The organism is Burkholderia sp. BCC1644, from assembly GCF_902833225.1.
Taxonomy (GTDB): Bacteria; Pseudomonadota; Gammaproteobacteria; order Burkholderiales; family Burkholderiaceae; genus Burkholderia.
Map to the genome: position 1 here is coordinate 145,011 of NZ_CADFEI010000017.1, position 12,901 is coordinate 157,911.

Consider the following 12,901-nt stretch of genomic DNA (forward strand, 5'->3'; position numbering starts at 1 on the left):
GACAATCGGGAGGGCCAACGTATCGGCGGGCCGCCGGTACGGCCACACGCGCGAGATCTGGCCCTGCGCCAATACCACAACCATGACAACCGTCGAAGTCGAAGCGACCGCTCGTGTCGAAGAGGCACAGGCATCCCTATGGGCCTTGTTCAAGGTCGTCGCCGGCATTTCTGCGATCTCGTGGGGCGGGCTTTCGATGATGGCGCAGCTCGAACGCCACTACGTCGAACGGCTGCAGCGCATCGAACCGCACGTATTCGGCGATCTCGTCGCGCTCGCCTGGCTCGTGCCGGGCCCCGTCGGCTGCAATGTGGCGGTGCAGGTCGGCCAGACGCTGCACGGCCGCGCCGGCGCCTGGGTCGCGGGTATCGCGAGCGTGCTGCCGTTCTCGATCCTGATGACGCTGTTCGCGATCTTTTATCAGACGCCGCTCGTGCGCTCGCTGGCCGCGCCGATGCTGATCAATCACTTCGGGATGGTGCTCGCCGCGCTGATCGGCGTGACGTGGGTCAAGCAGTTGCGCTCGCTCGCGCGCACGCGGCTCGAGCAGTTGATCGCTGCGCTGTCGACGATTCTGCTCGCTTTCGCGCATAGTCCCGCCGCTTTCGTCGGGATTCTCTTCGCTGCGTTTGCAGCGGGCTGGCTGACAGGGCCGACCCAACGCGACGCGGTCGATTTCATGCTGTCGAAGCGTGACCGCAACCTGCTCGTGCTGCTCGGCGTGCTCGTCGCGCTGTTCGCGGTGCCGCTGCCGGGCGATTACCAGGCGCAGCTGCTGTGGCCGCGCCTCGCGGGTGCCGGCATGACGCTGTTCGGCGGCGGGTTCTCCGCCCTGCCGGTGCTCAAGACGCTGTTCGTGTCGCCCGCAACGGGCATCTCCGATCACGACTTCACGCTGGCGTTCGCGCTGTCGCCGGTAGCGCCGGGGCCGCTGCTGAACGTCGTGCCGTTTCTCGGCTACCTGACGGACGGCTGGGTCGGCGCGCTGCTCGCGACGGCCGCGCTGTTCATTCCGTCGGGGTGCCTCGTCGTGTTTGCGCAGAACCACCTGTTCCGGCTCAAGCGCCACGCGCGCTTCGAACACGGGATGCGCCTGCTGCGCGCGGCGACGACGGGCTTTCTCGTCGTCGCCGTCGTGAAGATCCTGCACCGCGAGCCGGCCGACCCCGTTTACTGGCTGACGGGCGCCTTCGCGACGCTGTGCTTCACGCGCTTCAAGGTGCCCGTCTATGCCGTCTACGGCGCGGTCGCCGTGGCGTGCAGCGTGTGGTTGTGGGCCGCCGCGCGCTGACGGGCGGCGGCCATCGCCCTGCTCTGCCGGCTTCCACCGGCATCGACGAACCTCAACCGGCCTGCACCGCGACCCGGCGTGCCATCCAGCGGGCCCGCAGCGCGTCGTACGCGAGGTTGAAGCAGAACGTATAAGGCAGGAAGAACAGCACGATGCCGAGGTCGAGCAGCAGTGCCTCGACGAGGCTCACGTTCAGCCACCACGCGGCAACCGGCACCACCATCGCGACGAGACCGAGCTCGAACATGACTGCGTGCGCGATCCGCATGCCGAGCGTGCGCTTCGATCCCGCGCGCCGCTCGAAGCGGTCGAACAGCGTGTTGAACGCCATGTTCCACGCCATCGCGATCAGCGACACCATCAGGGTCAGCACGCCGACGTGCGACACCGGCATGTCCAGCAGCCATGCGCCGATCGGCGCACACAGTGCGATCGCGACCAGCTCGAACGTCAGCGCGTGCAGCAGCCGTTCCGTTACCGTTTTGTTCATCTGTTTCATGATGCCCTCCAATCCGTTACGTCATTCATGTCGGCCATTCTGATCGGCGATACCGGTTGAATCCAGTTTGTTATCATCGGTTTTACCGATATAACGAAGTCTGGAGCGCTGCATGCACCACGCCCCCGAAGCCCTGCTCGCGTTCGCCGAAGCCGCGCTGCTCGGCTCGTTCACGGCCGCCGCGCGCAAGCTCGGCAAGCGCCAGTCGACCATTTCGGAAGCCATCGCGAACCTCGAAATCGATCTCGGCGTCCAGCTGTTCGACCGCTCGACGCGCGCGCCGACGCTGACCGACGCCGGGCGCGCGCTGCTGCCGCAGGTGCAGCGCGCGCTCGAAGCCAGTGCGGCGATCGACCGCACGGCTGCGCGGCTCGCGCAGGGCGAGGAAGCGCGGCTGACACTCGTCGTGTCCGACACGTACCAGTCGAAACGCTATGAGGAAACGCTGATGGCGCTCGAACGGCGCTTTCCGGCGCTCGAGCTCGAATGCCAGATCGCCGAACACGAGGACGTGCTCGACCTGATCCAGCAGGGCCGCGCGCAGCTCGGGCTGATGGCCGCGCGTGCGGCCTACCCGGCCGATATCGGCGCGGCGACGGTGGCGGAAGAATCGGAGATCGGGCTGTTCGTCGGGCGCACGCACGCGCTCGCCGACTACGGCGACGCCGAGGTCCCGCACGCGGCGCTGCGCGACGTGCGCGAACTGCGCCTCAATACCTATGTGAAAACGGAAGGCCGCGGCGCCGACGACCGGATCGTCGTCGGCACGCAGCACTGGCTGGCGCCGAGCTACCTGATGCTGCTGGAGATGGCCGTGCTGGGGTTCGGCTGGGCGGAACTGCCGCGCTGGATGGTCGAGCACTTCGCACGGGATCGCCTGTGCGAGCTGCGCTCACGCGGCTGGCCGCGCCGTGTGCGGGTGGATGCGGTCTGGTCGCGCAACCGGCCGCTCGGCCCGGCCGGCGCCTGGCTGCTCGATGCGATGCTGGCCGCGTAGCGGCGCAGGCCGCCGCGCCGGCGGCCGCGCCCGAACGATCAGAAACCGCGCGACAGCACGGCCGCGCCGACCGTGACGACGCCGAGCACGAGATTCACGACGACGAGCAGGCGCACCGCGTTCACCGCGCGCGCGCCGTCCGGCCAGTTCTGCGCCTGCACCGCGCGACGAATGCGCGGGAACAGCGCGAAGCGGATATGGCCGAAGATCAGCATCATCACGACGCCGAGCCCCGCCATCGCGTGCAGCGACCACGTCGCGTGCGCGCCGCCGAATTCCACGAGCAGGAAGCCGCCGGACAGCAGGATCACGATCACGGAGCCCGCCACCCAGTTGAAGAAGCGACCGAACACGCCCTCGATCAGCGGCAGCCGGAGCTGCGGCGACAGGTCGGACAGCGCCGGACGCAGGCAGAAGTTCGCGAAAACCATCCCGCCCACCCACACGGCAACGGCCAGCAGGTGAAGAAACAGCGCGACGGCAACAGCGTGGGACATGGCGAATCCTGTGATGAGTGGGGTGCAGCGAACGGCCGCGTCGCGCGCGGCATCAAGCGACGTTCGACCGGCCAGTCGCCTCTCGGTTCAGACCCCGGGCTCGATTTCACAATATTTTGCAAGTTCCGCGTGACAGCGCCACCGTTGCTTACCCGAATCCCCGCACCCAAAGAAAAGGCCGCACACCCGCCGAAGCGGACGTGCGGCCTTCGATCGCGGCCGATCCGGGCCCGGCGTCAGCCGAGCAGCGGACGCAGCTCGTTGACGACCTTGAGCTTCGTGTCCGGCGTGCGGCCCTTGCGGGCACGCTTGCCGATGTGCGCCGCGAGCCCTGCGTACGACAGCGTGTCATCCTGCGCCTTGCCGCCGCGGCCGGTGCCGATCAGCACGACGCCGGCCGGATCGATCGCGAGCGCCTGGAGCAGCGTTTCCTTGTCGTCGAGCGCCATCAGGATCACGCCGCGGCCACCGCCGGACAGCGTCTTCATCTCGTCCATCCCGAACACGAGCAGCCGGCCGCCGCTCGACAGACACGCGACCTGCGTCGCATTCGGCAGCACGGGCATCGGCGCGAGCGGCGCCGCGCCCGCATCGATGGTCATGAACGACTTGCCGGCCTTCACGCGGCTCACCATGTCGCCGACCTTCGCGAGGAAGCCGAAGCCGTTGCTCGACGCGAGCAGCAGTTGCTGGTCGGCCGGCGCCGCGTAGTAGTGCATCAGGTGCGAGCCCGATTCGAGCTCGATCAGCGACGTGACCGGCACGCCGTCACCGCGCCCGCCCGGCAGTACCGACACGTCGACCGAGTACACGCGGCCGCTGCTGCCCCACGCGATCAGGCGATCCGGCGTGCGACACTGGAACGCTGCGTACAGGTGGTCGCCAGCCTTGAACGAGAAGCTGGCCGGGTCGAGCCCGTGGCCCTTCAGCGCCCGCACCCAGCCCTTCTGCGACACGACGACCGTCACCGGCTCGTCGACCACCTTCGCCTCGAACGTCGCGCGCTTTTCCTGCTGGATCAGCGTGCGGCGATCGTCGCCGTACTGCTTCGCGTCGGCCTCGATCTCCTTGATCATCAGCCGCTTCATCGCGCTTTCGTTCGCGAGCAGCTCCTCGAGCTTCGCCTTCTCGTCGCGCAGCGCCTCGAGTTCCTTCTCGATCTTGATCTTCTCGAGCCGCGCGAGCTGACGCAGGCGGATTTCGAGAATGTCTTCCGCCTGACGGTCGCTGAGGCCGAACGCGCTCATCAGCGCGGCCTTCGGCTCGTCCGACTCGCGGATGATGCGGATCACCTCGTCGATGTTCAGGAAGACGATCATCCGCCCTTCGAGGATGTGGATGCGGTCGTCGACCTTCGCGAGGCGATGGCGGCAACGGCGCGTCATCGTCAGCTGGCGGAACTTCACCCACTCGTCGAGGATCGTCAGCAGGCCCTTCTGGCCCGGCCGGCCGTCGGCGCCGATCATCACGAGGTTCAGCGTCGCGTTCGACTCGAGGCTCGTGTACGCGAGCAGCGTATTCACGAATTCCGTCTGGTCGATCGTGCGCGACTTCGGCTCGAACACGAGCCGCACCGCCGCTTCCTTGCCCGACTCGTCGCGCACCGCGTCGAGCAGGTCGAGCATCGCCTTCTTCGTGTTGAGCTGCTCGGGCGTCAGCGTCTTCTTGCCGAGCTTGAGCTTCGGGTTGGTCAGTTCCTCGATTTCCTCGAGCACCTTCTGGCCCGACGTGCTCGGCGGCAACTCGGTGACGACGAGCTGCCACTGGCCGCGCGCGAGATCCTCGATCTTCCATTTCGCGCGCACCTTCAGGCTGCCGCGCCCGGTTTCGTACGCCGCGGCGATTTCGGTGTCGCTCGAGATGATCTGGCCGCCGCCCGGGAAATCCGGGCCGGGGATCAGGTTCATCAGCTCCGCGTGCGTCAGCTTCGGATTGCGGATCAGCGCGACTGCCGCGCCCGCGACTTCGCGCAGGTTGTGCGACGGGATTTCGGTGGCGAGGCCGACCGCGATGCCCGACGCGCCGTTCAGCAGCACGAACGGCATGCGGCTCGGCAGCGTCTTCGGTTCCTCGAACGAACCGTCGTAGTTCGGCATGAAGTCGACCGTGCCCTGGTCGATCTCGTCGAGCAGCAGCTTCGCGATCGGCGTGAGGCGCGCTTCCGTGTAACGCATCGCCGCCGCGCCGTCGCCGTCGCGCGAACCGAAGTTGCCCTGCCCGTCGATCAGCGGGTAGCGCAGCGAGAAGTCCTGCGCGAGACGCACGAGCGCGTCGTACGCCGACTGGTCGCCGTGCGGGTGGTATTTACCGAGCACGTCGCCGACCACGCGCGCCGACTTCACCGGCTTCGCGTCCGGGCCGAGGCCCATTTCGTTCATCGCGAACAGGATCCGGCGCTGCACCGGCTTCTGGCCGTCGCACACGTCGGGCAGCGCGCGGCTCTTCACGACGCTGACCGCGTAGCTGAGATACGCCTGCTCCGCGTAGTTGCCGAGCGTCAGCGCGTCGCTCTCGGGCGCGTCCGGGCTCGCAAAGAGATCGGAAGTATTGTCGTCCATCAGAATTCCGTATTCGTAAGTGGCGTGAGGCCGGGCCGGGCGTCATGCCCGGCCGCGCGGATGCGTGGCTTAGATGTCCGCTTCGACGTCGTTGCCCTTTTCCTCGAGCCAGCCGCGCCGTGCGGCTGCCTCGCCCTTGCCCATCAGCATCGTCATGCGCGCGACGGTCGCCTCGTAGTCGAGCTCGCCGAGCTTCACGGGCATCAGGCGGCGCGTATCGGGGTTCATCGTCGTGTCCCACAGCTGCTCGGCGCTCATTTCGCCGAGACCCTTGAAGCGACTGATGCTCCATTGCGTCTCGCGCACGCCGTCCTTGCGCAGCTTGTCGAGAATCGCTTCGAGTTCGCCGTCGTCGAGCGCATAGAGCTTCTGCGCGGCCTTCTTGCCGCGCGCCGGCGCGTCGACGCGGAACAGCGGCGGCCGTGCGACGCACACGTGGCCGCGCTCGATCAGTTGCGGGAAATGCTTGAAGAACAGCGTGAGCAGCAGCACCTGGATGTGCGAGCCGTCGACGTCCGCGTCCGACAGGATGCAGATCTTGCCGTAGCGCAAGTTCGACAGGTCGACGGTGTCGTCGGGGCTGTGCGGATCGACGCCGATCGCCACCGAGATATCGTGCACCTCGTTGTTCGCGAACAGGCGGTCGCGCTCGGTTTCCCACGTGTTCAGCACCTTGCCGCGCAGCGGCAGGATCGCCTGGTATTCCTTGTCGCGGCCCATCTTCGCGGAGCCGCCCGCCGAGTCGCCCTCGACGAGGAACAGCTCGTTGCGCGCGATATCCTCGGTCTCGCAGTCGGTCAGCTTGCCCGGCAGCACCGCGACGCCCGAGCTCTTGCGCTTCTCGACCTTCTGGCCCGCGCGCGTGCGCGCCTGGGCCTGCTTGATCACGAGTTCGGCGAGCTTCTTGCCGTGCTCGACGTGCTGGTTCAGCCACAGTTCGAGCGCCGGACGCGAGAACGACGACACGAGCTTCACCGCGTCGCGGCTGTTCAGGCGTTCCTTGATCTGCCCCTGGAACTGCGGATCGAGCACCTTCGCGGACAGCACGAACGACACGCGTGCGAACACGTCTTCCGCGAGCAGCTTCACGCCCTTCGGCTGCAGGTTGTGCAGCTCGACGAAGCTCTTCACGGCCTGGTACAGGCCGTCGCGCAGGCCGGATTCGTGCGTGCCGCCGGCCGGCGTCGGGATCAGGTTCACGTACGACTCGCGCACGAGCGAACCTTCCTCGCTCCATGCAACGACCCACGATGCGCCCTCGCCTTCGGCGAACGTGTCGTCGCCCGAACGCGAATCGGCGAAACGCTCGCCTTCGAACAGCGGAATCAGCAGCTCGCTGCCGTTCATTTCGTCGAGCAGGTAGCCGCGCAGGCCGTCTTCATATTTCCACGTCTGGCGCTCGCCGCTCTTTTCGTTGACGAGCACGACCTCGACGCCCGGCAGCAGCACGGCCTTCGAGCGCAGCAAGCGCTGCAGTTCGCCGAGCGGCAGGTTCGGCGAATCGAAGTACTTCGTGTTCGGCCACACCTGCACGCGGGTGCCGGATTTCTTCTCGCCGCGGCCCGCGCCCTGCGTCGCGAGCGGCTTGACCACGTCGCCTTCCGCAAAACCGAGCTCGGCGATCTTGCCGTCGCGCCACACCGTCACGTCGAGGCGCGTCGCGAGCGCGTTCGTCACCGATACGCCGACGCCGTGCAGGCCGCCCGAGAACGTATAGGCGCCGCCGGCAGCCTTGTCGAACTTGCCGCCTGCGTGCAAGCGCGTGAACACGATCTCGACAACCGGTACGCCCTCTTCGGGGTGCATGCCGAACGGGATGCCGCGGCCGTCGTCTTCGACCGAGACCGACTGGTCGGCGTGCAGCGTGACCGTGATCTGCTTGCCGTAGCCGCCGAGCGCCTCGTCGGACGCGTTGTCGATGACTTCCTGGATAATGTGCAGCGGATTCTCGGTACGGGTGTACATGCCGGGTCGCTGCTTGACCGGCTCGAGACCCTTGAGCACCTTGATCGATGCTTCGCTATAGGCCGCGCTGGGTTTCTTCGTAGACATAGGCGCTGAATTTCGTCATTCATCGGGACGTTGTCCACACCTCGTGTGGATAACGTCGTGGACAAAACGTTGAGTTCCGTAAAAAAGCGAATCGAAACAACGGTGTGCTTGGACTGCTCCGAAAGCGGGCGCGCGGCATGCGCGGCGCGCCCCTGAACGCGCGGTATTTTACTGGTTCCGCGTGGCGCGCCAATCACGAGATCGGCGCGCACCGCACGCGTCACGCCGGCTTGCGCTTCGCCTCGAGTGTTTCCCACCGTTCGAGCGCGGTAAGCAGTTCGTCGTCGATCGCCGCGAAGCGCTCGGTCAGGCGCGTGCCTTCCTGCGGATCCTTCGCGAAAATCGAGCCGTCCGCGAGCTGCGCATTGATCGTCTTCTGCTCCTCTTCGAGCGCGGCGATCTTCTCCGGCAGCGAATCGAGCTCGCGCTGCTCGTTGAACGACAGCTTCACCGTGCGCTGCGCGTTGCGGCCGGGGGCGCTCTTCGCCGCGTCTTCCTTCACGGGCGCCGCTTCCTTGACCGCACGCTTCGCGGCTTCCTGCTGCGCGAGCTGCTCCGAACGCTCGCTCTGGATCTGCCAGTCGCTGAAGCCGCCGACGTATTCGCGCCACTTGCCGTCGCCCTCGGCCGCGATCACCGACGTCACGACGTTGTCGAGGAACGCGCGATCGTGGCTGACGAGCAGCACCGTGCCGTCGTAGTCGGCCAGCAGCTCTTCGAGCAGTTCGAGTGTCTGGATGTCGAGGTCGTTGGTCGGTTCGTCGAGCACCAGCACGTTGGCCGGACGCGCGAACAGGCGCGCGAGCAGCAACCGGTTGCGCTCGCCGCCCGACAGCGACTTCACCGGCGAGCGCGCGCGTTCCGGTGCAAACAGGAAATCGCCGAGATAGCTCATCACGTGCTTGCGCACGCCGCCGATCTCGACCCATTCGCTGCCGGGGCTGATCGTATCCGCAAGGCTCTTTTCCTGGTCGAGCTGCGCACGCATCTGGTCGAAATACGCGACCTGCAGGTTGGTGCCGATGCGCACCGTGCCTTCGTCGGGCTTCAGTTCGCCGAGAATCAGCTTGAGCAGCGTCGTCTTGCCAGCGCCGTTCGGGCCGATGAAGCCGATCTTGTCGCCGCGCATCACCGTCGTCGAGAAGCGATCGACGACCGCGCGGCCGCCGTAGCGCTTCGTCACGTCGGTCAGCTCCGCGACGATCTTGCCGGACTTCTCGCCCTGCGCGACATCCAGCTTCACGTTGCCCAGCGTGTTGCGGCGCTCCGCGCGCTCGTTGCGCATCTGCACGAGCCGCGCGATGCGGCCGACGCTGCGCGTGCGGCGCGCTTCGACCCCCTTGCGGATCCACACTTCTTCCTGCGCGAGCAGCTTGTCGAACTTCTCGTTTTCCACGCGCTCGACTTCGAGCTGCTGCGCCTTGCGCGTCTGGTACGCGGAGAAATTGCCCGGATACGACAGCAGCCGGCCGCGGTCGAGATCGACGATGCGCGTCGCGACGCGGTCGAGGAACGCGCGATCGTGCGTGATGAACAGCAGGCCCGCGCGCTGCGCGACGAGCAGTTCTTCCAGCCAGCGGATGCCGTCGAAGTCGAGGTGGTTGGTCGGTTCGTCGAGCAGCAGCACGTCGGGCTGCAGCACCAGCGCGCGCGCCAGCGCGACACGCTTCTGCATCCCGCCCGACAGCGCGTCGACGGGCGCGTCGACGTCCGCCAGGCCGATCTGCGCGAGCGTCATCGACACGCGCGTGCGCCAGCTCCACGCGTCGTGCGCGTCGAGCGACGACTGCAGCGCGTTCATCCGCGCGAGCAACGCATCGTGTTCGGCGCCTTCCGGTATATCCGCCAGGCGGTGCGCGATCGAATCGTATTCTTCAAGCAGTTCGCGCGTGTGCGCGAGCCCCGACGCGACTGCATCGAACACCGTCGCGCCCGGTTCGAATTCAGGCTCCTGCGGCACGTAGACGGTCACGAGCTCCTGCTGGCGCGTGATCAGGCCGTCATCGGGCTTCGCGAGGCCGGCGACGATCTTCAGCAGCGACGACTTGCCTGCGCCGTTGCGGCCGATCAGACCGACGCGCTCGCCGGCTTCGAGCGAGAAATCCGCGTGATCGAGCAACGCGACGTGACCGAACGCGAGCTGCGCGCCGGTAATGGAATAGAGCGACATGGGGAGACGGCGAAGAGAGAAATCGGAAGCGCCCATTGTACCGGTCGCGGAGGCCGGCACCGGTATGGCCGGATGGACGAGCTGCAAGGGGCACACAAAACGCGCCGGCGCGGTGCGATGAACGGCTGGCCGCCGGTTTCCAGATAGATGCCGCCCGTGCAGCTTGCATGCCCGCACGAACGGGCAAAAGCCGGCCCGATGCCCGCGGCCGGCCGATCGGCAATCCCGCGCGCGGCGCATCGGGCGCCCGCGCGGACGTGCGGTTACTTCACGTTGACGGTGATCGTCGAGCTCATTTCGGGACCGTACGAACGGTGCGCGCCGTCGCCGAGCTGCAGCGTCAGCGTGTGCTGGCCGGGCGCCAGCTTCACGTCGGTTTCGGTCTGGCCCTTGCCGAAATGCAGCGAGTGGTCGCTCGCCGGGATCACGTCACCCTTCGGCACCGGCTTGCCGTCGATCAGCAGGTGATGGTGGCCGGTATTCGGCGTCATGTCGCCGGCCGGCTTGAGATCCATGCCTTCGAGACCGAACTTCACGTGCACGGGGCTCGACACCGTCGCGCCGTCCTGCGGCTCGACGAAGAACACACGCGCTTCGGCGCGCGCGAGCGTCGACACGGCCAGCGCCGCGACGCACACTGCACCCGCGATCCACTTTTTGTTGAGCATCGTTTCCTCCTTCAGATTGACAGGCCCACGAAGCATACACTGCATGCCCGCCCCACGCGATGACGCCGGTTGTTCGCGATGCGTACGTTTAAAACGACGTTGCGGAGGCGTTCGACGAAATTCCGGTACCATTGCGCCTTTCGTCCGCCGGCCAGGCCGCGGACGGCATCACCGAGTTTCCATTTTCCCGAGCGCCACATGAGCGAAGTAATCGAATACCAGAGCTGGGTCTGCCTGATTTGCGGGTGGGTCTACAACGAAGCGGAAGGGCTGCCCGACGAGGGCATCGCGGCCGGCACCCGTTTCGCCGACATTCCCGCCGACTGGCGCTGCCCGCTGTGCGACGTGGGCAAGGAAGATTTCGTCGTCGTCGATTTCTGATTTTCCGTTCCCGTCGCGACTGATCCCGCGATACGCGCGTCGGCACGCATTCCGCCCCGCCGACGCGCCGCGCGTTTGCTATACTCTGCGCGCTGTCCACACCGCCGTCCGGTTCGCGGTTTTCGCGCGATTACCCGGACATGGCTCTCCCCGTAGTTCAATGGATAGAACAAGCGCCTCCTAAGCGCTAGATACAGGTTCGATTCCTGTCGGGGGGACCAAGAATCCTCCAAAGTTCCACCAGATTCACCACAAGAACCCCGTCACGCTTGGCTGTGCGGGGTTTTTTGTTGCAAACTTCCACCAGCAACCCCCAGTGGAAACAACCCCCGACTTGGGGTTGTTTTGGGGGTTCCGCAAAACACCCCCAGCAAACAACCCCCGAGGCACCAGCACATGGCGCTCACCGACCTCAAGGTCCGCACAGCCAGGCCCACTGAAAAACAACAGAAGCTTTATGACGGTGGCGGACTGCTGCTATTGATAATGCCGACCGGCGGCAAGCGATGGGTTCTCAAGTACCGCGTCGACGGTAAAGAGAAGAGCCTGGCGCTCGGCACGTATCCGGATGTATCGCTTGCCGAGGCACGCGCTCGCCGCGATAGCGCGCGTGAAAAGCTTGCCGCAGGCGTTGACCCAGGCGAAGCCAAGAAAGCCGACAAGCGCGCTGCGCAACTGGCCGCCGCCAGCTCGTTCGAAATCGTCGCGCGCGAATGGTTTGAGACTCAGCGCGGTGGATGGTCCGAGGTGTATGCAGGCAAGGTCATCAACTGCCTTGAAGTCGACGTATTCCCCCCACTCGGCGCCCGCCCTATCGCGAGCATCGATGCCCCTGAACTGCTAGCGATCATCCGGACTGTCGAGTCTCGCGGCGTTCGCGAGACGGCCAAGCGGGTGCTGCAGCGTTCGCGTGCCGTGTTTCAGTACGGCATCATGACCGGCCGCTGTACCCGGAACCCGGCCGCGGACATCGACGCAGAAACGGTATTGAAGAAGAGCGCCGGCGTACAGCAAATGGCGCGAGTGAAGGCGACCGAGATCCCGCAGCTCATGCGCGACATCGACGAATACTCCGGCGATCTGGTCACGCGACTCGCCTTGCGGTTCATGGCGCTGACGTTCGTGCGAACGAAAGAAATGATCCAGGCCGAGTGGCCAGAGATCAACGTCGATGCCGCTGAATGGCGCGTGCCCGCCGATCGCATGAAGATGCGCGATCCGCACATCGTCCCGCTTTCTCGGCAGGCGCTCGACGTACTGGCGCGGTTGCGCGAGATCAATGGCGAGCAGCGCTTCGTCTTCTACAGCGTGCAGGGCAGGAGTCATATCTCGAACAACACGATGCTGTATGCCCTGTATCGAATGGGCTACAAGTCGCGCATGACTGGGCATGGCTTTCGCGGACTTGCCGCGACAGCGTTGCGCGAACTTGGATACAGCCGCGACGTTGTGGAGCGTCAAATGGCGCACGCGGAACGCAACCAAGTCACTGCAGCCTACGTCCACGCCGAGTATCTGCCAGAGCGTCGCAAGATGATGCAGCGCTGGGCCGACTACCTCGACGACTTGAAGGCCGGGGCGAAGGTACTGCCCCTCACATCATCCAATGGCTGATTGCGACACCTGAAAAAGGGCATCTCGAATTTCGTGGGGGGAGGGCGCGTAGTCGACACGTCGGCATTCGGCCAGGAGCGGTTCCTGAGCGGTTATCCGCGAAAGTCCGCTTACTACAGATAATCTACCCTATGAAGCGCAGCAGTATCTGGCAAATCGGTGGCGAGCGAGGAT

Annotated in this window: 10 protein-coding genes and 1 tRNA gene; 5 read left to right on the plus strand and 6 right to left on the minus strand. The window is 66.0% G+C overall.

Features of this window, described 5'->3' with window-relative positions:
* The first annotated feature begins 82 nt into the window (after positions 1 to 82).
* Positions 83 to 1,291: a chromate transporter gene (locus tag HWX87_RS28960; RefSeq protein WP_176050455.1), complete on the plus strand. Its 1,209-nt coding sequence runs from the start codon at positions 83 to 85 to the stop codon at positions 1,289 to 1,291.
* A 52-nt stretch (positions 1,292 to 1,343) separates the two neighbouring features.
* Here the strand turns inward: HWX87_RS28960 and HWX87_RS28965 are convergent, their stop codons facing one another.
* Positions 1,344 to 1,790, minus strand: coding sequence for a multidrug/biocide efflux PACE transporter (locus HWX87_RS28965; protein ID WP_176050456.1), 447 nt, complete (start codon positions 1,788 to 1,790; stop codon positions 1,344 to 1,346).
* Positions 1,791 to 1,902: 112 nt separating this feature from the next.
* Here HWX87_RS28965 and HWX87_RS28970 point away from each other — a divergent pair, with 112 nt between their 5' ends.
* Positions 1,903 to 2,787, plus strand: a complete 885-nt coding sequence (locus tag HWX87_RS28970; protein ID WP_176050457.1) for a LysR family transcriptional regulator — start codon at positions 1,903 to 1,905, stop codon at positions 2,785 to 2,787.
* A 38-nt stretch (positions 2,788 to 2,825) separates the two neighbouring features.
* On the opposite strand, the gene HWX87_RS28975 is transcribed toward HWX87_RS28970, so the two are convergent.
* The 5 genes from HWX87_RS28975 to HWX87_RS28995 all read right to left on the minus strand — a co-directional run bounded on the left by HWX87_RS28975 (position 2,826) and on the right by HWX87_RS28995 (position 10,732).
* On the minus strand, positions 2,826 to 3,284 hold the full coding sequence (locus HWX87_RS28975) for a CopD family protein (protein ID WP_047898700.1): 459 nt from the start codon (positions 3,282 to 3,284) through the stop codon (positions 2,826 to 2,828).
* A gap of 236 nt (positions 3,285 to 3,520) precedes the next feature.
* Complete coding sequence (gene parC / locus HWX87_RS28980) at positions 3,521 to 5,842, minus strand: DNA topoisomerase IV subunit A (RefSeq protein ID WP_176050458.1); 2,322 nt, start codon at positions 5,840 to 5,842, stop codon at positions 3,521 to 3,523.
* Between the two features lie 69 nt (positions 5,843 to 5,911).
* Positions 5,912 to 7,894: a DNA topoisomerase IV subunit B gene (locus HWX87_RS28985; protein ID WP_176050459.1), complete on the minus strand. Its 1,983-nt coding sequence runs from the start codon at positions 7,892 to 7,894 to the stop codon at positions 5,912 to 5,914.
* Positions 7,895 to 8,114: 220 nt separating this feature from the next.
* Positions 8,115 to 10,100: an ATP-binding cassette domain-containing protein gene (locus HWX87_RS28990; RefSeq protein WP_176050460.1), complete on the minus strand. Its 1,986-nt coding sequence runs from the start codon at positions 10,098 to 10,100 to the stop codon at positions 8,115 to 8,117.
* A 227-nt stretch (positions 10,101 to 10,327) separates the two neighbouring features.
* Positions 10,328 to 10,732, minus strand: coding sequence for a DUF4399 domain-containing protein (locus HWX87_RS28995; RefSeq protein WP_176050461.1), 405 nt, complete (start codon positions 10,730 to 10,732; stop codon positions 10,328 to 10,330).
* Positions 10,733 to 10,930: 198 nt separating this feature from the next.
* Between HWX87_RS28995 and HWX87_RS29000 the strand changes: the two genes are divergently transcribed.
* The 3 genes from HWX87_RS29000 to HWX87_RS29010 all read left to right on the plus strand — a co-directional run bounded on the left by HWX87_RS29000 (position 10,931) and on the right by HWX87_RS29010 (position 12,727).
* Complete coding sequence (locus HWX87_RS29000; RefSeq protein WP_176050462.1) at positions 10,931 to 11,113, plus strand: rubredoxin; 183 nt, start codon at positions 10,931 to 10,933, stop codon at positions 11,111 to 11,113.
* A gap of 146 nt (positions 11,114 to 11,259) precedes the next feature.
* Positions 11,260 to 11,334 (plus strand) — tRNA-Arg (locus HWX87_RS29005).
* A gap of 175 nt (positions 11,335 to 11,509) precedes the next feature.
* A complete protein-coding gene (locus tag HWX87_RS29010; RefSeq protein WP_176050463.1) occupies positions 11,510 to 12,727 on the plus strand; it encodes an integrase arm-type DNA-binding domain-containing protein in 1,218 nt (405 codons plus the stop codon).
* The last annotated feature ends 174 nt before the right edge of the window (positions 12,728 to 12,901 follow it).